This is a genomic window from Chryseobacterium oryzae (assembly GCF_022811665.1).
Lineage (GTDB): Bacteria > Bacteroidota > Bacteroidia > Flavobacteriales > Weeksellaceae > Chryseobacterium > Chryseobacterium oryzae.
This window is the reverse complement of sequence record NZ_CP094529.1, coordinates 2,873,848-2,897,188: the sequence shown is the minus strand read 5'-3', so window position 1 is coordinate 2,897,188 and position 23,341 is coordinate 2,873,848. Positions and strand designations below refer to the sequence as shown.

Sequence of the window (23,341 nt, the reverse complement as noted above, 5' to 3'; positions counted from 1 at the left end):
TTAATCATATTCGGATCTTATTTTGCCAATTTATTTTTGGTTGAGATTTTATAGTTTACAGTAATTCCGAAACTGCGGGTATAAGCTGTCGCTCATGTCGAAAGAATTGTTTAAACAGTGATTATGCATTTTAATCTTTAAATTTATCAATCTGAAAATTCTGTAATAGTAAAATAATTCCTATATTTGAACATTATTTCGAAGTAAATACTGCACAGATAGGCATTGGAAAAAAATCAAAAATAAGCATAGTTTTTTTGGACACTTATAGTATACAAATTAAAATTTTGTGATAATAAATGTTTGTCTTGTGCAGCTAAAAAGTTAAAGCATTATTAGAATTATTTATAAAAATAATGTTTAACTTAATAATAAACAAAAATAAAATTAAGTTTTAATATTACTAAACACACAATGATAAAAAATTTGAACTTATCGAAGCACTTATTGGTGTTTCTTTTGCTATGTCTTTTTTCTGCAAAAGTGTATTCCCAAACCAATTATTATGTAAAAAGCGGAGCGACAGGAAGTGGTAGTTCTTGGGATGATGCCCTGGGTAATTTACCAACTATTTCAGGAGGCGCAATTAACAATGTACATATTTACGTTGCAGAGGGAGATTATAATTTTGCTTCTACTAGCGCATACTCATATACAGGCAATGATGTGTTAATTCAAGGAGGATTTCCTGCAAATGCGACAGGTACAGATTTATCTGGATATAATCCAGAAGCAAATGTATCTAGAATTGTGAAAGATTCTAATTTTCGTTTTGTTAGGATTAATTCAACATCAAATGCATTTAATACTAATAAATTTACTTTAAAAGGCTTGTATTTTAAAAGTACGGGTTCTACTGCTACAGATGGAAGTATTTTTTATGATTCTAATAGTAATGGTAACTATCAGTTTAAACTTGAAGATTGTCAGATTCATGATTCTAAAGGTGCTACTGGCTTGTTTAGTTTGTTTAGTGCGTATACCGGCAAGAAGACATTTTGGTTTAATAATAATAAGTTTTATAGAAACCAAATGGGAGCCACGGGTCCAATTGTGTTTTCTACAGTTAATGGAGATGTTAAAGTATTATTAAGTGGAAATCTTTTTGGACAAGGTAATTCAACAGATGGAACTGGTTTTTACGCTACCACTGCGGGGAATACAACTAGTAGTCAAGCACGTTTTTATATCATAGGTAATATATTCTCTTGTGGCACAGCTACTTCTACAACAGGAGGGGTTTATCTCACCACTGCGGGTAATACTGTTGTAAAAAATAATGTTTTCTTAGGGGTAAGCGGTGCTAACTTCGGAGGTGCAATATTTGCTACAGCTCAACGTGGATTGCAAATAGAAAGTAACTATTTTATTCAGAATTATGTTAAAAATTCAACTGATGGGTATGGAGGCGCAATATCTATTGAAGGTAGCGTTCAGACAGGTAGCATCATAAATTCAAATTACATAAAAAATAATTTCTTTTTTGGAAATAAAATTAATGGTAGTGGAGGAGCAGGAAGTGCCATTTCGTTAGCAGCCTCTCCAGCTGCAATAAATGCTTCATATGATATAGATGGAAATGTTTTTGCATATAATACTGCCCTGCAAGGTAAACAAGCTGCAATACAAACAAGAGCTGATAATATAGGCAATATAAGAAATAATATTTTTTATGGTAACCAAAATAGTGGTGGTACCGCTGACCCATTTGCTGAAATAAGAGGAAATAGTGCCTCCAATTTTGCGGGTGTTATAGATAATAATAAGTTTCAGTTGGCGAGTGCTGCTAATTATATTGGTAATACTGAGGCTTATTCTAAAATTGCGGCCGGCACAGGAAACACATTTGGCACAACTAGTGCCAGTATAGAAAATCTGAAGCCAGATGATTATATTATCGATTGCTATACAGGAAGTGTTGGTTGCTACAAAATAGATGAAAGTAGTGCTGCTGTTAGCAAAACTTCTAGAATTGGGGTATCAACATTTTCATCACAAAATTCTAATTGGCCACAAAAAGATTTAGATGGTAATGATATTAATAACGGGATTATGGTTTTGTCCTCAAATTCAAAACCGTTTGTAGTTACTAGAGTTGCCAATCCTACGAAAACGTTGGGAACAAATTCTCAGCTAAAAGGTGCAATTGCTTACGATACACAAAAAAAATGCCTTATGCTTTTTGATGGTGAAAAATGGGATTGTATTGCAAAAGGTTGCGATAAATCAATTTATGACGTTTTACAGAGCATTAAGTCAAAACCTTAGTACAACAGTTTAATTTTTTTTGTATTAATATAAATAAGATTATAAAAAAAAATAAAAGGATGAAAAAAATATTTATATCAATGATATTCATTAGCATAGTTTCCTATGCTAATGCACAAGTAGTGATTGGTGATAATTCGGGGAATATACAGTCGAATAGCAAGGCTATATTGTCTTTTACTTCACAGAATATGGGCATCATCCCTCCAATAATTAATGCGTCAGTTGAGGATGCGAGCACCGGAAATATTATTAAAGTGCCAGGAACCATTTTTGTAAGCCGGAAAGATAAACAAGTAAAAGTATATATGACTACTTCACCGGTAAATACATCGGGATTATTAGCACTTACCCCTAGTTTACCATCAACAGTAAATTTACCTACTGCAAATACTTCTGCCGAAACTACTGCTACTTACGGCATGGTGATTGGCGATAATGCAACCACACAACAAGGTGTTCTTGTATTAGAAGATAATACCAAAACGCTTGTTCTTCCTCAGTTAGGAACTACAACTGAGCCGCCAAATAAATTTGTTAAAAGTCCTTACATAGGAACCTTTGGATTTTCTGAGATTGAGAATGCGGTATTTCCTTCAACAAAGCCAACTAAAAAATTTATGTGGGTTTTTGGGGGAGGAGACAGCAGTATAGCGGTTGCCGGACAATGGCAAATGTGGCGTTCTGGTGTAGAAATGCCACCTACAGAAGTTATAGACCAAACTTACTTTGATAATCTACTTTAGTATAGTTTTTATACTACTGAAAAAAGTCATCAAAAAAATGAGATATAATCTCATTTTTTTGATGACTTTTATTATGTTTATATTGTATAGTCCTGAAATAGAAAACAAAAAATGTCGGGCTATATAAACTTTAGAAATAATTAGCGATTACCAAACATCTTCTTTTTAATTTGCTTGGTTAATTTTGTTTATCCCAGATTTGGAAGAGAGGCTATGATTCTAAAATCCAAAATTGAAGTTTTTATTAACCATTTATTGGGATAGTCTGTGGCTGGCATATTAAAGACCGGCATTTATTTTTAAATTTCTTAGAAGTAAAATTTATTACGCAATTGGTTTCATAATATTTAATTTCTTAACAGTGCATTGTTAAGGTATTGGTTTTATTGGCTTATTAATGTATTATCGTTATTTTATTTCATTTATTGTTGTTAAATTCATATATTTATTCAAAAATTAATATATGAGTAAATTTTATCAATTGTATTCTTGGTTAAAAAAAAGTAATTTGAAAGTCTATGCAATATTATTATTGTTATTGAATTTCAATTTTACATTAGCACAAGTTAGTGCTTATAATTTCGCACAATCAGCAGGAACTTTCGTACCTATAAGTGGAAATGTTCTTGGAGTTGCTACAGGGAATACTTCTGCAACAAACCTCAATAGTGAAGTTTATAATATAACTTTACCTTTTGGCTTTGCTTTTAATGATGTATCTTATACTTCGTTAAATGTTTCCTCCAACGGATTTATTACATTTGGAACAACTCCACCATTAACAACTACGACTACACCCATATCCGCAACAGTAGCTTATGCAGGTGCTATTTCTGCATTTGGGAGAGATATTACAAGCTTATATGATATAAGTGGAGCAACCGGGAAAATTAGTTGGGATGTTATAGGAACAGCTCCCAACAGAGAAATTGTCATTCAGTGGAGAGATTTCAGACCTACAAATGTTACAACTACTAATGCAGCTTATACTTTTTCATTTCAAATAAGATTAAAGGAAACTTCAAATGTTATTGATATCGTGTATGGTAGTGGATCTTATTTGGTTGGAAATACAGTTTATGCGTCGACAGCACAGGTCGGTTTGAGGGGGAGTACGAATTTAGATTTTAATAATCGCTTAAATTCAAATACTCTTGAATTTACCAATTCTACTGTAGGGACTGCTAATACTAGTGTGCAAAGTTTTAGTACAATAGACATGATACCAGGAATGCCTTCTGCGGGCTTAACTTATACCTGGACTCCTCCAACATGTTATTCTCCCACAGGATTATCTACAATAAGTTCTACTGCAAATACTGCAAATATAACATGGAATGCAATTTCTTCAGCTCCTTCTAATGGCTACGAAGTTTATTACAGTACAAATAATACGCTTCCTACAAGTTCTTCAATTCCACAGATTACAGGTTTGTCTACTAGCTCCGTTACCTTACAATCCTTACTTTCTTCAAAAATTTATTATGTATGGGTAAGATCAAGCTGTGGGTCTGGATCATATAGTAGCTGGTCTAATCAGCCTGTTAGTTTTGCTACTCAATGTCAACCTACTTCGGTTATTTCTACAACAGGAAATCTTGTTTGTCCCGGTACTAGTGCAACTTTAAGTGCTACCACATCTTCTGGAGCAACATTGAAATGGTATGATTCTGCTACTGGTAACAATCTTGTTGGTAGTGGACCATCGTTTACTACTCCTGTTTTAAATACTACAACTAATTATTATGTTTCTGCAAGCACAGGAACGGTTTCTAATGTGGGTAAGGTAAACCTCGAATCAAATGCTATAACTGGTGGGTCTTTATCTTCTTATTTGGTATTTACTGCAAACTCAGACTTTACTTTGAATACTGTGGATTTGTTTCCTTATTCTAGTGTTGCGGGTACTCCCGGAACGGTTACTATCACATTATTTACTTCCTCTGGAACACCCATTATTTCAACAACAGTAAATGTTATCGGACAAAGCTCTGTAGCTTTATCAGTACCACAAACTGTTACGGTTAATTTTCCTATTACAGGTGGGGTTTCTTATCGTTTAGGAGTTAGTGCATGGACTGGAATTACAAATATGTATAGAGATTCTATTAATTTAGCATTTCCATATTCGACAACGGGTGTAGTAGATATAACGGGTGGAAGTTTATCCACACCCTATTATTATTTCTTTTATAATTGGAAAATTTCAACAGGTTGCGAATCACCAAGAACTATGGTTACAGCAACGGTTGATGCTGTAGCTTGTCTTTCAACAGCCGAATCAAATAAAAAAAATAACATTAAAGTATATCCAAACCCTTTTACAGAGGTGGTGAAAATTGACAGACCGGAACTTATTAATTCGATTACAATTACAGATGTTTCAGGAAAACTTCTAAGAAGCAGTATAAAGCTTGAATCTGAATTAAAATTAAATGATATTGCACAGGGAATGTATATTTTAATTCTTGATATGAAAGATGGAAGCAAACAATCTATAAAGCTTATCAAAAAATAATATTTTATCATTATAAAACTGCAAAAACGGCTTCGAAACTCGAAGCCGTTTTTAGTTGCAATAATCAATTATACTTTATCAATCAGCATTGATGAAATTTTACTGTCCCTGCTGCAAAATTCCGCCGTTGCTGTCGCCTTGGTTAGAATTTTTAATCATATTCGGATCTTCTTTTGCCAATTTATTTTTGGTTGGGATTTTATAGTTTACAGTAATTCCGAAGCTGCGGGTGTCGGTTTTGTTGGAATTAAAAACTGTCCCGCCAAGTGAGCGAGCAAGAAGTACGGTTTTATTCTGGTTAAAAATATCTCTGGCATAAAGAGAAAGATTAAGCCTGTCACTCATAAATTTCTTTGAAATAGTGAGGTCGAAAGAATTGTTTAACGGTTTATCTATTTCAAAATAATAGTAATTCCCTTTAGAAGTAAGAATGTTGTAGTTGGCTTGTAGCCTAATGTCTTTAGGTAAAATAAACTGTCCCATAACATTGTACACCCAAAAACCTTTCGTTTTTATATCCGGCATTTCCTGAAGCTGATATCCTGCATATAGGTATAAAAGATTCATTTTATCAGGATTTACATTAAATTTCATCAATTCGCTGAAAGGAGTAGTGAAAAGCATAAACGGAATAGGCATCCCAAAGTTGAAATTATGCGTTCTCAAACGATCAATCTGTACCTGCTGGTTACTGATAAGGTTATTGTTACGGGTAATTCTCTGTACAATCTGATTATTCACCCAACTTGTATTATAGCTGATAAAAGCATAATCGAAAGCACTGATTTTGAACTCTGCATTGTCGTAAATCGTAGGCTGTAGATTCGGGTTACCGTTCGATGTTATTACACTGGTTCCCAAAGTGGTATTGTTAGGGTTTAATACCGAAACGCTTGGGAGCGTAATTTTTTTATTATAATTCAAATTGGCGAAAAGCTGCTTCATCAGATTATACTGAATACTTGCATTGGGGAAAACCTTGAATTTTTTAAATGGAATTAAATCATTCTGAACAAGATTTCCCTGATTATCAAAAGATTTTGTAATTCCTGCGATATCATAATTTTCGGCTCTAGCTCCTGCAATGAAGTCGAATTTCTTCAAAGTAGCCTGAAATTCCAAATATCCGGCAAGTGTTTTTCTCGAATAATCAAGATTCACAATGCTTCTGTTGAGTGCCTGGAAATCCTGCTGATCATAAAGTGCTCCCAAGCTCATTTTTCCTTCATCCAGAATTTTTAATGGCTGAGAGTAATCTACTTTAAAATTATAAAGATTAAATTTTGATGAATTTTCGAGATCAAAATACTGCAAATTGTTGGCATTTCTCTGGTTAAAATCAGAAGTACTGTTGTTGTAGGTTGCTTTGAAGTCTAATTTCTTGTTTTTATCATTAAATTTTTTCTGATAGATTGCAGATACTTCCTGTCTGGTACCTTTAGAATCACTTAGAAAGTTCGAGGAAGTTACTCCGTTTAAAAATATATCTGTATTAATATCAGAATTATTATTATTGTTGCTTACATCATAATTGAGTAACAATCTGTCTTTACCGAGTTCAAAAGTAAACGCAGAATTCATATAATATGTTCTCCCTACCGAATTTGAATGGTTTTTAGTTAAAAGATCAAACTGAGAATCCGAAAGGCTTTCACGATAATATTGCCCCAGATTTACCTGCCATCCAAACCATTTATTTCTGGAATTTAAAGCAATTGAGTTATTGAAACGTCTTCTGTATCGGTCATAATTAGAAAAACGATAACCACCGTTGTAAACAGCTGTAAGATAATTTTTAGCAGATTTACTGGTAATGATATTCATGATGGCACCGCCAGAAGTTGCAGGAAACTCTGCACCGGGCTGGGTGATGATTTCTATTCGGTCTATAGAGCTTGCAGGCATTCCTTCAAGAAAAGCGGTAAGCTCGTTACTGGAAATATTCAGAGGTCTGCCGTCCATATAAACATCAAGAGGTTTTCCCTGATACATCATTCCCACCATTTCAGAAGCTACAAGACCAGGAAGTTTTTTCACTCCTTCCATTACAGAACCGTTGTTGAGATGAGCCTGTTCAGAAAAATCAAAAATAGTACGGTCCGCTTTCTGTTCAACGGCTTTTTTAGTTTTGGTAATGGTTACCCCTTCAATTTGTTTTTCCTGAGTATTGGTATTTTCTTTTTTTTCCTGTGCTAAAAGTAATGTAGAGGAAACAATAGAAAGTGTAAGTATAGTTTTCTTCATCTAGAAATTTATTTCTCTTTATTAGACAACTTAAAATCGAATTTGTTACACTTCTGAACAAATGATGAGATTAATTAACCTGAGTTTGGGATAAGGATTATAAAATGCAATGTAAACTTAGCAAAGCAACACAAAGATTTGTGTTTTTCTGCTAAACAAGGTGCCTTTGTATAGCTTAAGAGCATTTCAAAAAGTTAACTTCTCTTTGTTTTTCTTTGCGATAAAATAATTAATATCTGAATATCAGAACTATTTAAAATTTAAAATATTTCTTATCCCGAACTCACGTTATTCAAAAAATCAAAGCTAATGGAAGATTAATTTAAATAATTTTAAAAATTCTTTTATGAAACATATCTTATATCCAAATAAAAAACCGCCCAATTTTGAGCGGTTTATCTAGTATTTCAGACAAGAAATTAACTTTCTTTTTCCATTTTTTTTATCAGATTCAGAGCAGAACCTGCTTTAAACCAATCAATCTGAGCCTGATTGTAAGTATGATTGGTTACTACCGTATCTTTAGAACCGTCTTTGTGGTGAAAAACGATGGTTAAAGGTTTTCCTATACTGAATTGATCTAAATCTAAGAAGTCCAAAACATCATCTTCCTGAATTTTGTCGTAATCTGATTTATCATTGAAGGTTAAAGCCAACATTCCCTGTTTTTTCAGATTCGTTTCATGGATTCTTGCAAAAGATTTTACTAAAACAGCTTTTACACCCAAATGTCTCGGTTCCATAGCCGCATGTTCTCTTGACGAGCCTTCACCATAATTTTCGTCTCCCACCACAATGGTGGGAACGTGTGCCGCTTTATAAGCTCTCTGTACTGCAGGAACTTCACCATATTCTCCAGTCAGGAGGTTTTTAACTTTATTGGTTTCCATGTTGTAAGCATTTACAGCTCCTATCAACATGTTATTGGAAATATTATCTAAATGGCCTCTGTACTTTAACCAAGGTCCTGCCATAGAAATATGGTCAGTAGTACATTTTCCGAAAGCTTTAATTAAAACAAAAGCTCCTGTAATATTCAGTCCATCCCAAGCCGGGAATTCTTCCAGCAACTGAAGCCTGTCTGAAGTGGGACTCACTTTTACCTCAACACCAGAACCGTCTTCTGATGGAGCCTGATAGCCATTGTCATCCACCGCAAACCCTTTTGATGGCAATTCAGAACCTTTTGGCTCATCCAGTTTTACCTGTTCCCCATTTACAGCAGTAAGCGTATCGGTAATAGGATTAAAATCTAATCTTCCTGAAATAGCAACTGCCGCTACCATTTCTGGTGAAGCTACAAATGCATGGGTATTTGGGTTGCCATCTGCTCTTTTGGCAAAGTTTCTGTTGAAAGAGTGAATAATAGAGTTTTTCTCACCTTTATCTGCTCCCTCTCTGTCCCATTGCCCGATACAAGGTCCGCAAGCATTGGTAAAGATTCTTGCATTTTCAAATTTTCTGAAGGAATCTAAAAACCCGTCTCTTTCTGCGGTAAATTTTACCTGTTCAGAACCAGGGTTGATTCCTAAAATCGCTTTTGGCTTTACACCTTTTGCAACGGCATCTTCTACAATAGAAGCTGCTCTTGACAAATCTTCGTAAGACGAGTTGGTACAGGAACCTATTAATGCCCATTCTACTTCCAAAGGCCAGCCATTTGCTTCCGCCTTAGCTCTGAATTCTGCAACCGGCGTTGCTAAATCCGGAGTGAAAGGCCCGTTCAGATGAGGGGAAAGTGTTGAAAGATCAATTTCAATTAACTGATCGAAATATTGTTCAGGGTTTGCATACACTTCAGCATCTCCTGTTAAATGTTCAGCAATTTTATCAGCCGCATCTACTACATCCTGTCTTCCTGTTGCAGAAAGATACCTTCTCATCGAGTCATCGTATCCGAAAGTTGATGTGGTTGCCCCAATTTCAGCACCCATATTACAGATCGTTCCTTTTCCTGTTGCAGAAAGAGATTCAGCTCCTTCTCCAAAATATTCTACAATACAACCGGTACCACCTTTCACGGTAAGAATTCCGGCAACTTTTAAGATGACATCTTTAGCTGAAGTCCAGCCAGACATTTTTCCTGTTAATTTTACACCGATGAGTTTTGGCATTTTCAGTTCCCAAGCCATTCCCGCCATTACATCAACTGCATCGGCTCCACCAACTCCTATGGCAACCATTCCTAAACCTCCTGCGTTTACGGTGTGAGAGTCGGTTCCGATCATCATTCCACCAGGAAATGCATAATTTTCAAGAACAACCTGATGAATAATACCTGCTCCGGGTTTCCAAAAGCCAATTCCGTATTTGTCACAAACCGAACTTAAAAAGTTGAATACTTCGGAGTTTTTGTTGATACCCTCCTGCAAATCCTGCTCCGCACCTACTCTTGCCTGAATGAGGTGATCCGCATGTGCTGTTGAAGGAACGGCTACTTTTGTTTTACCAGCCTGCATAAATTGTAAAAGAGCCATCTGTGCCGTGGCATCCTGCATCGCAACTCTGTCGGGAGCGAAGTCTACATAAGAGTTTCCTCTTTCATATTCCTGTGTAGCATTGCCTTCCCAAAGATGGGTGTAAAGAATTTTTTCTGCGAGTGTTAAAGGTTTTCCCGTAATCTGTCTTGCTGCGGCAATTCTTTCAGGATAACGTTCGTACACTTTTTTGATCATGTCAATGTCGAAAGTCATATTTTTTTATTTTCTTTTTATTTTCTTTTCTGCTTCAAGTTAACTTAAAAGAGAAATTTTGATCAGTGTTCATCAAATTTCATTCCTATGCTACCATAAGATAATTCATATAATAAATGAAAGTGATTATTTACAATGATGAAGTTAAGAAAAAAATAAAATTGGGTATGTTGATATAAGGTAAAATAAATTTTTGTGGCGTTAAATAGAAAGATTCTAAACAAAAAAAGGAAGACTTCTCACGAAATCTTCCTTTTATATTTAAAGTTTAGTCTAAAAATTAATGACCAACCGTTACCAATTCTTTGATAGAAGGTACAAAAGTAGTTAAATCAATTCCTTCGACGGCTGTTTTGTATTCGTCAATGCTTGGAATTCTTCCCATAATTGCAGAAAGTACAACAACCGGCGTTGAAGCTAACAAAGATTCACCTTTTTTACGTTCAGAATCTTCAACTACTCTTCCTTGGAAAAGTCTTGTAGAAGTTGCCAAAACGGTATCTCCTTTCTCCGCTTTTTCCTGGTTACCCATACAAAGGTTACAACCTGGACGCTCAAGATACATCATATTTTCATATTGTGTACGGGCTTCGCCTTTTGGAGCTGCATCGTTGAATTCAAATCCTGAATATTTTTCAAGCAATTCCCAGTCACCTTCGGCCTTTAATTCATCTATGATATTATAAGTAGGAGCTGCAACAACAAGAGGAGCCTGAAATTCTACTTTACCATTTTGTTTTTCAAGATTTCTCAACATCTGAGAAACAATTTTGAGGTCACCCTTGTGAACCATACAAGAACCTACGAAACCAAGGTCAACTTTTTTCTCGCCTCCGTAATAAGTAAGGTCTCTGATGGTATCGTGCGTATATCTTTTAGAAACATCGTCGTTGTTTACATCCGGGTCAGCAATCATTGGTTCTACAATAGCATCCAAATCTACCACAACTTCAGCATAATATTTGGCGTTAGCATCTGGAGTCAAAGCAGGTTTGTCACCCGTTCTGATTTCTTCGATTCTCTTGTTTGCTTTGTTAATTAAACCTTGAAGAACATGATTGTGATTATCCATTCCTTTATCAATCATAATCTGGATTCTGCTTTTTGCAATTTCCAAAGACTGAATCAAAGTATCGTCTTCAGAAATACAGATAGAAGCTTTTGCTTTCATTTCTGCAGTCCAGTCTGTGAATGTAAACGCTTGGTCAGCTGGAAGAGTTCCGATGTGAACCTCGATAATTCTTCCCTGGAAAACATTTTCTCCGTCAAACTGCTTCAACATCTGAGCCTGAGTTGCGTGAACGACGTCACGGAAATCCATATGCTCCTTCATTTCTCCTTTGAAAGTAACTTTCACAGATTCAGGAATCGGCATTGAAGCTTCACCTGTTGCCAAAGCCAAAGCTACCGTTCCGGAGTCAGCTCCGAAAGCAACCCCTTTAGACATTCTCGTGTGTGAGTCACCACCGATGATGATGGCCCATTCGTCCACCGTAATATCATTAAGAACTTTATGGATAACGTCTGTCATTGCGTGGTATTCGCCTTTCGGGTCACGGGCTGTGATTACTCCGAAATCATTCATAAATTTCATTAATTTAGGAATATTAGCCTGAGCTTTTTTATCCCAAACCGAAGCGGTATGACAACCTGACTGATAAGCACCATCAACAATTGGAGAAATTACGGTTGCAGCCATAGATTCCAGTTCCTGAGACGTCATCAGACCTGTCGTATCCTGAGAACCTACAATATTTACTTCAACTCTAACGTCTGAACCTGCGTGTAATAATTTACCTTCTGTTACACCCACTGCATTTCTGTTAAAGATTTTTTCAACAGCAGTCAAACCTTGTCCTTCAATAGAAATTTCTTTTGATGGCGCGAAAACCGTCGGAGCTGTAATTCCTAAAGTTTTTGCCGCAAAAGTCTGGATTTTTTTACCGAAAACGATAGCATAAGAACCACCAGCTCTGATGAATTCTAATTTTTGAGGCGTGAAAGATTTAGAAATATCTTTCAGTTCTTTATCTCCGTTGTATAATTTCTTTTCTTTGGTATTGATGGTTAAAACAGTTCCTGTAGCAACAGAATATTTTTCTTCCAAAACAATATCGCCGTTTTCGTTACGGATTGGATTTCCGTTTTCGTCTGTTTTCTTAACCCAGTTCTGAAGGTCGATTCCGATACCTCCGGTTACATCAACTGTTGTTAAGAAAATCGGTGAAATTCCGTTGGTTCCTGCTACAATCGGAGCAATATTAACAAAAGGAACGTAAGGACTTGCCTGTTTACCAGTCCAAAGAGCAACGTTGTTTACACCCGACATACGGGATGAGCCAACCCCCATTGTTCCTTTTTCTGCAATCAGCATTACGCTTGCATCAGGATGTTGAGCCTGAAGCATTCTGATTTCGTCCTGAGCTTCTGGTGTAATCATACATTTTCCGTGCAGTTCTCTGTCTGAACGAGAGTGTGCCTGATTTCCAGGAGACAATAAATCGGTAGAAATATCACCTTCACCAGCGATGAAAGTCACGACTTTAATTTCTTCCGGAACTTCCGGTAATTTTGTGAAAAATTCTGCTTTGGCATAACTTTCCAAAATATCTTTAGCGATGGCATTGCCAGCTTCGTAAGCTTCTTTCAAACGGGCTGTATCGGCATCATACAAATACACCTGAGTTTTAAGAACTTCTGCAGCCTGTTTTGCAATGTTTTCATTATTACCTAAAGCCAAATCCAGCAAAACCTCGATAGAAGGACCGCCTTTCATATGAGACAGCAATTCGAAAGCGTAAGCAGGTGTGATTTCTTCAACCACCGATTCGCCAAGGATAATTTCTTTCAAAAATTTAGCCTTTACTCCTGCAGCACTAGTGGTACCAGGCAAAGTGTTGTAAATAAAAAATTTAAGAGAATCTGCCCTGTATTCGTTGGCTGTATCTTTGATTTGTGAGATGATTTCGCTTAATAAATCTGCGCTATCAATAGGTTTAGGGTGAAGTCCTTGGTTTTTTCTTTCTTCGATTTCTTGGAGGTAATCCTGATAAATTCCCATATAGTCTTTTCTTTTTTATAACTTAAAATTATTAACCGATGTTTTACGTTGAGAGAAATTTCAGATTGAAATTCTCATTTGTAATACTCACAGTTAGCATTCTTAAATGGTTGAACTCTTGTAATTTGCTAATTTTTCTTTCAGTTTTAAAGCGAATGAGCTTCTTTCAAAACCAAATAATTGTCAAACATTTAAAAAATGTCCCCAAAAATACAAAAAAATAGAATTTTTTCAGATTGAATTTATTTAGATTCTTTATAAATATAAATTTTATATTTTCTATTTTTGCCGCCGAATGAAAACTAAAATGACGAAAAAAATCAATATTCTTTTATTAGGGTTTTGTTGTGTATTGGCTTTCGGTCAGTCTAAGACATTCAAAAAAAAACCTTCAGATTATAAAATCGGAAAATCTTCGCAGGGCAATACAGTTAATCTTCCGGTAGTGAATGAGAATATACCGCTACTGATTCCCAAAAAAATCAAAGGAAAATCCGGATTTGTTAATCAGAAAGGAAAAATGGTTATTCCCGCTGAATATGATTTGGTTATGTTCTTTGGTGAAGACTGTAATCTGCTTAACTCTCCTAACGAAAAAGTTAAAATTTTTGGTAGCAGTGATTTTGCAACTGTTGATAATAAAGGCATCACGTATCGAATTAATAAAAACGGGAAAAAAGTTTATCAATACAAAAAAGAAGATTTAGGAAGATGTAATGCACAAATGCAGAAAGCTTTATTTCATGCCTATATTTTAAAAGGAAAATACGGAATTATTGAAGATTCTAAGTTTAAAAATCCCGACGATCAGTCGCAGTTTGCTATTTACCCAAAGTATCAGTTTCTCTATGTGCTGGAAGGGGATGATGTTGCCAATCCTATGATTATTGCTACGTATAATGATAAGTTTGGAGTAATTGATGTGAATAATAAAATTGTTATTCCTTTCGAATATTCTGATATTAAAAGAAATTACAGCTGGAAATTGGGAAAGATGTTTGAAGTGACTAAAGATGATGCAAATTATTATCTTATCGATTCTTACAACAGATCGTACTGATAAATTTTAATTTAATCAAAAATAAATTGTATTTTTGCCGCAGAAATAAAGGGGTGCCCCAATCGGAGCTGAGATTATACCCAATGAACCTGGAACAGGTAATGCTGTTTAGGGAAATTTGAAAATGTACCAATATAGCAGTATAACAATGTACCAATTATTGCTAGACTGTTAAATCAGTTAATTGTTACATTATTTTAATCGCCCCTTTTATTCCATTAAATTTTAAAATTTATAAGAATGAAAGGATTATTTTTTTTAGGACTTACCGCAAGTTCTCTGGGTTTTGCACAAACTCAAAATCAGGATTCTCTTAAGATAAGAGAAATAGAAACCGTTAATTTCACACGAAGACTTCCCGTAGCAAAAGAAATCATTAACGTTCAGAAAGATCTGGAAAGTAAAAATCTCGGTCAGGATTTACCTATTTTGCTAAAGAATCAAACTTCTATCATTTCCACTTCAGACGCTGGAAATGGAGTAGGATACACCGGTTTTAGAATTCGAGGTGTTGCAGGAAGAGGTATTAATGTGATGATGAACGGCGTTCCTTACAATGATTCCGAAAGTCAGGGAACATTTTTTGTGAATGTGCCAGATTTAACAAGTTCTGCATCGCAAATTTTAATTCAGCGTGGTGTAGGGACTTCCAATAATGGTGTTTCTGCTTTCGGAGCAAGTATTAATGTTATTTCTAAAGAACCCGAAGAAAAGTTTTACTTGAAAACAGACGACAGCTACGGATCTTTTAATACCTACAAATATTCTGCTGAAGTGGGTTCTGGTAAATTCTGGAAAAACCGTCTTTCTGTAATGGGGCGTTACTCTCATATTCATTCTGATGGGTATATCGACAGAGCTTTTTCGGATCTGAATTCGTATAATTTTACGGCATTATTTGAAGAAGGAAAAACAAAACTTCGTTTCATGGCATTCGGAGGAAAAGAAAAAACGTATCAAGCCTGGAATGGAATTGATAGACAAACCTGGGAAACCAATCCAAGATTTAATCCTTCAGGAGCAATTTATGATAAAAATGGAGATATATCGGGATTTTACGACAACGAAACCGATAATTACAGACAAAATCATTATCAGTTGCTTTGGGAACAGGGAATTAATGACCGTTGGAACCTTGAAACCACATTTCATTACACCAAAGGGAGTGGTTATTATGAAAATTACAGACAGAATAACAAATTTTCCCGATATAACCTGCCTAATATGTTGGATGGAAGTACTCTTAGAGATCGTTCGGATTTCATTAGAAAGAAATGGCTGAATAATGATTTTTATGGTGTAGTTTCTACTTTGTACGGAAAATTTGAAAATGTAGATTTGAATTTCGGAGCCGTTGCTAACCAATATTACGGAAGACATTACGGAAATGTAACGGGAGTTTTCTTTCCGCAGATTAACGAATACGAATATTACCGAAATCGTTCGGTGAAGAATGAAGTTGCCGGTTTTGCAAAAGCTTTGGTAAGAATAGATAATTTTGAACTTTTTGGCGACTTGCAGTTAAGAAATATCGATTATGATACTAGAATTTTAATGCAAGGTGATGGTGAAGGAGCAAATCTTAAAAGAAACTGGCTGTTTTTTAATCCAAAAGCGGGAGTTAATTACAGATTGAGCAATGGTAAGGTGTTTTTCTCTTATGCACTGGCTCAGCGAGAGCCTAATCGGGATGACCTTTTTGCCAATAATGACGTAAAAGCAGAAAAACTTCATGATTTTGAAGCTGGAATAGAAAAGCGCTTTGGCGTATTGGAATTTACTGCCAATCTTTATTATATGTACTACATCAATCAGTTGGTGCTTAATGGGCAGATTAGTAATATCGGAGAATTTATCAGAACCAATTCAGGGAAAAGTTACCGAAGAGGTGTAGAAATCGGAGCTTTGGCAAAACTCTCAAAACAATGGGAGGTGTCTGGAAATGTAAGTGTGAGCCAAAACAGAAACCTAGATTTTATTGTTGAAAATAATAATGGTGTAGATCATTTAGGAAATACAGAAATTTCTTTTTCGCCGAATTTAATTGCCAATTTAAGTCTGAAATTCAATCCTGTTAAAAATTTCCAGTTTGCTTTAACGAACCAATATGTAGGAAAACAGTATTTGGATAATACAGAAACAGCTGCCTTACAGCTAAAAGATTATTTCCTTACAGATTTTAATGCACAATATCAGTTCAAAATCAAAAGACAAGAGGTGTCATTAAAACTTTTGGTAAATAATATTTTCGATCAGAAATACGTAAATAACGGATACGTTTACGACGGCCCGGTATATTTTTCTCAGGCAGGAACCAACTTTATGTTTGGAATCAGTTGGAAAATTCAATAAAAAACCAATCCTTAATCATATTTTTCTAAGCAATTTAGAATTAATTTTTTTGAGACTGTTTCGGCAGTCTTTTTTATTGTCTTTGAATGATAAATAATAAGTAAACCGATTTGAAAATGAACAATTCTGTATATTTTTACAAATAGTAAGAAATTGAAGTTTTTTATATTTCAACCTGAAAATAAATCTCTCAAAAACTCATTAAAAAATCATAAATTTGTCGCCAAATGAATATTTCAGCATACATTTTAGAATATCTGAAGCAATTCGGAACTGTTGTAGTTCCGCAGTTTGGTGCATTCTCTCTGGAAAACTCCAAAGCAGTTATTAATTCTGAAAACGGAAGTATTCTTCCGCCGTCCAGCCAAATTAATTTTCAACAGGATTATCATATTCAGGATAGAAATTTCACTGTTTTTTTAAGTCAGCAGAAACAAATTTCTGAAGCATCTGCAGAAAGAGAGCTCTATCTTCAGGTAGATTTTTGGAAAAAAAGATTGCAGTCGGAAAAAACTTTAGATATCAATGGTCTCGGAACACTTTCTTTGGAAAATGACCAATTTGTATTTAAAGGAAACCGCTTACAGTCGGACGATCCCGATTTTTATGGGTTAGAAGAAATCCGATTTTCAGAGATTAACGATCAGCATCCAACCGTTTCAGAGGAAAACTCCGAAAAAGATTACAAACTCAATAAATCGATACTTTGGATATTTCTTTTCATTGTTCCGGTTTTGGGAATTTTGTATTTTGCATATACGCAGCAGGAACTTATTTTTGGTAAAAAATCTTTTGATGATCTTTCGGTAAAAACAAAAACTCAGAGAATCGAGAAAAAAGCTCCGGTAAAAATAGATTCGGCAAAAATAAAATTTCAGGATTCTGTAAAGGCTTTCAAAGCAGATTCTTTAAAACAGGATTCTATCAAAAAACAATCAGCAAAAAGTTGGAAACCAACTTCTCATAAAAGAAAATCTAAATGGCAAAAGTAAAAAAGGCATCAGAATCTCTTACAGTAATGACGAATATCGTTCTTCCCAACGATACCAACCAGCTCAGAAATCTTTTCGGAGGCGAGCTTTTGGCAAGAATGGATAGATGTGCTTCTATCTCTGCGACAAGACATTGCGAGAGAAGAGTGGTTACCGCATCTGTGAATCACGTTTCTTTCGATTATCCCATTCCCGAAGGTGGTATTGTTGTGATGGAGTCTAAAGTTTCAAGAGCATTTTCTACCTCTATGGAGATTTATGTAGATGTTTGGTTGGATGATCCTATCAACAGAAAAAAAATTCATACCAATAAAGGAATTTATACTTTTGTTGCGGTTGATGAATTTAACAGACCTATACCCATTCCTGAAATGGAGCCAGAAACAGATTTGGAGAAAGAAAGATATGCTGCAGCTTTAAGAAGAAAAGAGCTTTCCTTAATTCTTTCCGGAAGAATGAAACCGGCAGATTCTGTGGAGTTGAAGAAACTTTTTCAGGAATCTTAATAAAAAACAATCACCAAGCATTACTTCCAATATTATATGAATCAAAAAATTGCCATAACAGGGATGGGCATAATCTCCGCAATTGGAAACAATGTGGAGGAAAATTTGAGGTCGCTGAAATCAGGACAACACGGTATTTCGGATATTAGTTTGTTTGAAACCCGCCACGCCGGAACTATTAAAACGGGCGAAATCAAATTGTCTAATGAAGAATTAGCAGAAAAACTGCATTTAAACACAGATAACAATGCAACCAGAACGTCCTTACTGGGAATGGTTGCGGCAAAAGAAGCTGTTGAAAGTGCCGGAATTTCTGATATTAATGAATATAAAACCGGACTTATTTCCTCAACAAGCGTTGGCGGAATGGATATCACCGAAAAATATTTCTACACGTACGAAGACTTCCCTGAAAAGCAAAAATATATTGACTCTCACGATGCGGGAAATTCATCCTTACTGATTGCAGATTATCTGGGTTTGAAAGGAATGGTTTCTACCATCAGTACAGCCTGTTCGTCTGCTGCCAATGCCATTATGATGGGTGCGAAACTCATTAAAAATGGCGTTTTAGACCGTGTGATTGTGGGCGGAACAGATTCGCTTTCAAAGTTTACGCTAAATGGTTTCAATACACTGATGATTCTTACAGATTCTTATAACACGCCTTTTGATAACGACAGAAAAGGTCTGAATCTAGGTGAAGCAGCCGCTTTCATCATTTTGGAATCTGATGAAATCGTGAAAAAAGAAAATAAAAAAGTTCTCGGTTATCTTTCGGGATACGGAAATGCCAACGATGCCCATCACCAAACCGCTTCTTCGGAAAACGGACAAGGCGCTTTTCTGGCGATGGAAAAAGCATTGAAAGTTTCGGGTTTGGACAAAGAAAATATCAATTATATCAACGTTCACGGCACCGCAACTCCGAATAATGATTTGTCGGAAGGTATTGCAATGATTCGGATTTTTGGAGAAAACAAAGTCCCGGAATTCAGTTCTACGAAAGCCTTTACAGGTCATACTCTAGCGGCGGCAGCGGGAATTGAAGCGGTATATTCTCTGTTGGCGATTCAGAATAATTTGATTTTCCCGAATCTGAATTTTAAAACAAAAATGGAAGAATTCGATTTGACACCTGTAACGGAACTCAAAGAGAGAAATATCAATCACGTTCTTTCCAACTCATTTGGTTTTGGAGGAAATTGTTCAACCTTAATTTTTTCTAAATAATGAGTGCAGTTTACATCAACAGTGCAGCCTGCATCTCGGTTCAGGATACATTAAAAGACGATTTTTTCAAAAATCTCAAGCCAGAAAATACAGTACAGATTTTAAAAGCCATTGAACCGAATTACAAAGAATTCATTCCGCCTGCAGCAAGCAGAAGAATGTCTAAAACGGTAAAAATGAGTTCCGTAGCTTCGCAATATGCTTTGAAAGAAGCAGGAATAGAAAATCCTGATGCCATTATCGTGGGAACCGGAATGGGCTGTTCGCAGGACTCGGAAAAGTTTCTGAAAAACGTAATTGAGAACAATGAAGAGTTTTTAACTCCAACTTATTTCATACAATCTACGCATAATACGGTTGCGGGACAAATTGCTTTAGGTTTGCAGTGCCACGCTTACAATTTCACCTATGTGAACACATCTTCGTCTCTGGAATTTTCGTTTCTAGATGCGAAACTTCAGATTAATGACGGCGAAGCAGAACAAGTTTTGGTAGGTTCTTGCGACGAACAAACCGACCGAACTATGGAGTTGTACAAACTCAATAATACCATAAAAAAAGAGGGAAATCTTCCCGCAGATTTTCTCAATTCACAAACAGAAGGGGTAATTTGGGGAGAAGGTGCTAGTTTTTTTGTAGTCGGGAAAGAAAAAACTGAAACTTCTTATGCGAAACTTGAAGATATTCAGATTATTAACGAATTAAATTTAGAAGAAACCCAATCATTCATTCAAGATTTTTTAGCTAAAAACAATTTGAAAAATAATGAAATTGATGCCGTGATTCTTGGTTTTAGTGGCGACTCAGAATCAGATATTTATTATAAAAAGGCTTCAGAATTATTTCAAAATTCATCTTTATTGTATTTTAAACATTTGAGCGGAGAATTCAATACCGCAAGTGGTTTTTCAACATTTATGGCTTGTCAGATTCTCAAAAATCAGGAAATCCCGGAAGTGATGATGATTAATTTCGTAAACAAACCAGAAATTAAAAACATTCTTCTCTACAATCATTTGGGAGGAAAAGACCATAGTTTGGTTTTATTAAAAAATGTTTAAAAAATGAATAGTCGAACTCTAACATATCTTTTGTTAATTATAATACCTAATTTGTTTTATGCACAAGATATATTGGAGCAAAACGAAAATTGGGCAAAATATTCTAAGGTAAGCATACGATATGGCAAGTCGGATGAAATGGTAGTTTATGAACTTGAGAATGGGAAACCCAATTTAGCGAAATTATATAAAAATGATTCGCTTGTTTCGGTTTCTAAAATTAATCCTATCCCAGAAAAATTAGAAAAAGACTCTCTTTCGGATGGTTTTACACCTAACATTAATCTTGATTACAAAATAGAGATTAAGCGTAATAAAAAAGGGTTGGTTTCAGAAAAGTATCAAAGAAAATTTAATGGTTCTACGGGCTATCTCGAAGAAGAAATCGTTAACTATTCTTATGATCAATGCAATAACATCACCGAAGAAAAACGAAATTTTGAAAGATTAAAAAAAATCGACCAAGCCCGAACCTTTGATAGCTCGAACAAAAACATTATTAAATATCGATACGAGTACAACAAAGACTGTTTGTGGACAAAAAAATATGTTCTTGATAAGCAAGGTGAAAAATTACTGGTCGCCACCAGAAAAATTGAATAATTTACATTAAAAGAATAGCATACATAATGAAACATTACCTATTCATCCTGTTTTATGTTTTCTGCAATGTGTTTATTTATGCATTTCAGGGGAGTTTTTGGGTGTATCTGTTTTGTTTTCTGATGTTTTCTGCGGTGGTTGTTTGGGGTTCTTTCGATATTCAGTTGCAATATTTTCTGAATTCGATTACTCAAAAAAGAACCAAAATCAAGGAAGTAGCATTAACTTTCGATGATGGACCGACCGAATTTACACCTGAGTTTTTAGATTTATTGAAGGAAAATCATATCAAAGCAACCTTTTTCTGCATCGGAAAACAGATTGAAAAATATCCTGAAATTTTCCAAAGAATTATTGCGGAAGGGCATTCTGTGGGAAATCACACTTTTTCACATTCGAATAAGACTGGATTTTTATCGACTTCAAAAATGATTGATGAAATTGAAAAATGCGATGAAGTGATGTTAAAATTTGGGAATATTAGAACAAATTTATATCGTCCGCCTTTCGGTGTAACCAATCCGAATATTGCAAAAGCCATTAAAAAAATTCAGAAAAAAAGTATTGGTTGGAATGTACGTTCGCTTGATACAGTAATTGACAACGAAAACAAAATCTATAACAGAATCACAAAAAATCTCAATAAAGGAAGTATTATTCTACTTCACGACACTTCCGAGAAAACGTATAATGTTTTGGTTGAATTATTGTTATTTTTGGAGCGTGAAAAGTATTCGACTTTCACAATGGATTCAATGATTAATTCTAAAAATAATGATTAAAAATATTGCTTTAGGCACATTTTTATTGGTTTCCGGGCTCTTTTTGGGGCAAAATACTGCAATGTCTGGAGCGGAAGCAAAAGCGTTTGTTGCCAAAGTTTCCTCTGAAACCAAAGGGATAAAAACCCTGCAAAGTGACTTTGTCCAAACCAAAAAAATGGATTTTTTGGATAAAAACATAGTTACCCAAGGCAAAATGTCCCTGAAAACCCCCAATACATTAAGCTGGAAATACACGAAGCCTTATCAATACAGCATTGTTTTCAAGGAGAATAAAATCTACATCAACGACCAGGGAAAAAAATCTTCGGTAGATGCAAAAAGCAAAACTTTTGAAAAAATCAATAAACTGATTGTAGGAAGCTCCAACGGACAGATGTTCAATGACCCGGAATTTTCTGTAAGCTATTTCAAAAATGGAAATTTTAACATTGCCAAATTCACCCCGAAATCTGCTCAGCTGTTAAAGTATATCAAACAAATCGAATTACAATTTCCGAAAAATGAATCAACAGTTTCTCAGGTTAATATGACGGAAGCTTCGGGTGACACTACGAATATTGTTTTTAAAAATACAAAAATCAATGCGCCGATTTCTGCTTCAGAATTTTCTTTATAGTCTAATTTTTCTGCTGTTTGTTTCCTGTAAAACCTATCAGCTTACGGATGTAAAACCCATTCCCAATTCTGAAAAAACTGTTGAAAATCTGTTCTTTTCTTCCAATAAAGACTATGTTTACAAATGTCAGATGGAGGTTTACGGAAATGATATCAGCGGAATTCTCATTATTAAAAAAATTTCTGACTCAACGCATCGTATCGTGATGACTACAGATTTCGGTAATAAAATGATTGATTTTGAGATTTCAGAAAACGATTTCAAACTCAATTACGTTCTTCCCGATTTGGACAAAAAAATGATCATTAATTTCCTTAAAAATGATTTTCAGGAACTGTTGAGGAAAAATTACAGTGTAAATGAAAGTTTCCAAGATAATCTTTCTTACATTTTCACGTCAAAAATGGGTAATAAAATCTATTATTTAAGGAAAAACTCAAACAATAAACTTCTTAGCCAGATTGTAGTTACGAAAAATAAGAAAGAAAAAATTGATTTTAATTTTGAGGCTAAAACACCTACTTTTGCAGAGAAAATAGAAATTCAGCATAAAGATTTTAAAATCAGTATCAAACTATTTCAAATCACAGAAACGGAATAAAT

The 23,341-nt window shown here is 35.0% G+C and carries 16 protein-coding genes; 13 read left to right on the top strand and 3 right to left on the bottom strand.

Features of this window, described 5'->3' with window-relative positions; all coding sequences use genetic code 11:
* Positions 1 to 414: 414 nt before the first annotated feature.
* The 3 genes from MTP08_RS13135 (at position 415) to MTP08_RS13125 (ending at position 5,532) form a co-directional block, all read left to right on the top strand.
* Positions 415 to 2,268 carry an autotransporter outer membrane beta-barrel domain-containing protein gene (locus MTP08_RS13135; protein ID WP_243576325.1) on the top strand — a complete coding sequence of 618 codons (1,854 nt, stop codon included), beginning with the start codon at positions 415 to 417 and terminating at the stop codon, positions 2,266 to 2,268.
* Between the two features lie 59 nt (positions 2,269 to 2,327).
* Positions 2,328 to 3,014 carry a hypothetical protein gene (locus MTP08_RS13130; protein WP_243576324.1) on the top strand — a complete coding sequence of 229 codons (687 nt, stop codon included), beginning with the start codon at positions 2,328 to 2,330 and terminating at the stop codon, positions 3,012 to 3,014.
* A 463-nt stretch (positions 3,015 to 3,477) separates the two neighbouring features.
* On the top strand, positions 3,478 to 5,532 hold the full coding sequence (locus MTP08_RS13125) for an Ig-like domain-containing protein (RefSeq protein ID WP_243576323.1): 2,055 nt from the start codon (positions 3,478 to 3,480) through the stop codon (positions 5,530 to 5,532).
* Between the two features lie 99 nt (positions 5,533 to 5,631).
* Here MTP08_RS13125 and MTP08_RS13120 read toward each other — a convergent pair whose 3' ends face one another.
* The 3 genes from MTP08_RS13120 to MTP08_RS13110 all read right to left on the bottom strand — a co-directional run bounded on the left by MTP08_RS13120 (position 5,632) and on the right by MTP08_RS13110 (position 13,530).
* Positions 5,632 to 7,776, bottom strand: coding sequence for an outer membrane beta-barrel family protein (locus MTP08_RS13120; RefSeq protein WP_243576322.1), 2,145 nt, complete (start codon positions 7,774 to 7,776; stop codon positions 5,632 to 5,634).
* Positions 7,777 to 8,195: 419 nt separating this feature from the next.
* Positions 8,196 to 10,469 carry an aconitate hydratase gene (locus MTP08_RS13115; protein WP_243576321.1) on the bottom strand — a complete coding sequence of 758 codons (2,274 nt, stop codon included), beginning with the start codon at positions 10,467 to 10,469 and terminating at the stop codon, positions 8,196 to 8,198.
* Between the two features lie 280 nt (positions 10,470 to 10,749).
* On the bottom strand, positions 10,750 to 13,530 hold the full coding sequence (locus tag MTP08_RS13110) for a bifunctional aconitate hydratase 2/2-methylisocitrate dehydratase (protein ID WP_243576320.1): 2,781 nt from the start codon (positions 13,528 to 13,530) through the stop codon (positions 10,750 to 10,752).
* A 307-nt stretch (positions 13,531 to 13,837) separates the two neighbouring features.
* Here MTP08_RS13110 and MTP08_RS13105 point away from each other — a divergent pair, with 307 nt between their 5' ends.
* The 10 genes from MTP08_RS13105 (at position 13,838) to MTP08_RS13060 (ending at position 23,339) form a co-directional block, all read left to right on the top strand.
* A complete protein-coding gene (locus tag MTP08_RS13105; RefSeq protein WP_243576319.1) occupies positions 13,838 to 14,590 on the top strand; it encodes a WG repeat-containing protein in 753 nt (250 codons plus the stop codon).
* Positions 14,591 to 14,830: 240 nt separating this feature from the next.
* The gene (locus MTP08_RS13100) at positions 14,831 to 16,942 is read left to right on the top strand and encodes a TonB-dependent receptor (protein WP_243576318.1); all 2,112 of its coding nucleotides are present in this window, start codon (positions 14,831 to 14,833) and stop codon (positions 16,940 to 16,942) included.
* Positions 16,943 to 17,169: 227 nt separating this feature from the next.
* Positions 17,170 to 17,934, top strand: coding sequence for an HU domain-containing protein (locus tag MTP08_RS13095; protein WP_243576317.1), 765 nt, complete (start codon positions 17,170 to 17,172; stop codon positions 17,932 to 17,934).
* Positions 17,922 to 18,440, top strand: a complete 519-nt coding sequence (locus MTP08_RS13090; protein WP_243576316.1) for an acyl-CoA thioesterase — start codon at positions 17,922 to 17,924, stop codon at positions 18,438 to 18,440. The genes MTP08_RS13095 and MTP08_RS13090 overlap by 13 nt, the downstream gene beginning before the upstream one ends.
* A 36-nt stretch (positions 18,441 to 18,476) precedes the next feature.
* Positions 18,477 to 19,673: a beta-ketoacyl-[acyl-carrier-protein] synthase family protein gene (locus MTP08_RS13085; protein WP_243576315.1), complete on the top strand. Its 1,197-nt coding sequence runs from the start codon at positions 18,477 to 18,479 to the stop codon at positions 19,671 to 19,673.
* Positions 19,673 to 20,734, top strand: coding sequence for a beta-ketoacyl synthase N-terminal-like domain-containing protein (locus MTP08_RS13080; RefSeq protein ID WP_243576314.1), 1,062 nt, complete (start codon positions 19,673 to 19,675; stop codon positions 20,732 to 20,734). Before MTP08_RS13085 ends, MTP08_RS13080 begins: the two co-directional genes overlap by 1 nt.
* A 30-nt stretch (positions 20,735 to 20,764) precedes the next feature.
* Positions 20,765 to 21,337, top strand: coding sequence for a hypothetical protein (locus MTP08_RS13075; RefSeq protein WP_243576313.1), 573 nt, complete (start codon positions 20,765 to 20,767; stop codon positions 21,335 to 21,337).
* Positions 21,338 to 21,363: 26 nt separating this feature from the next.
* Complete coding sequence (locus MTP08_RS13070; RefSeq protein WP_243576312.1) at positions 21,364 to 22,119, top strand: polysaccharide deacetylase family protein; 756 nt, start codon at positions 21,364 to 21,366, stop codon at positions 22,117 to 22,119.
* Positions 22,112 to 22,738: a LolA family protein gene (locus MTP08_RS13065; protein ID WP_243576311.1), complete on the top strand. Its 627-nt coding sequence runs from the start codon at positions 22,112 to 22,114 to the stop codon at positions 22,736 to 22,738. The genes MTP08_RS13070 and MTP08_RS13065 overlap by 8 nt, the downstream gene beginning before the upstream one ends.
* Entirely contained in the window at positions 22,704 to 23,339 is a 636-nt protein-coding gene (locus MTP08_RS13060; RefSeq protein WP_243576310.1) for a hypothetical protein, read from the top strand. The genes MTP08_RS13065 and MTP08_RS13060 overlap by 35 nt, the downstream gene beginning before the upstream one ends.
* Positions 23,340 to 23,341: the final 2 nt, after the last annotated feature.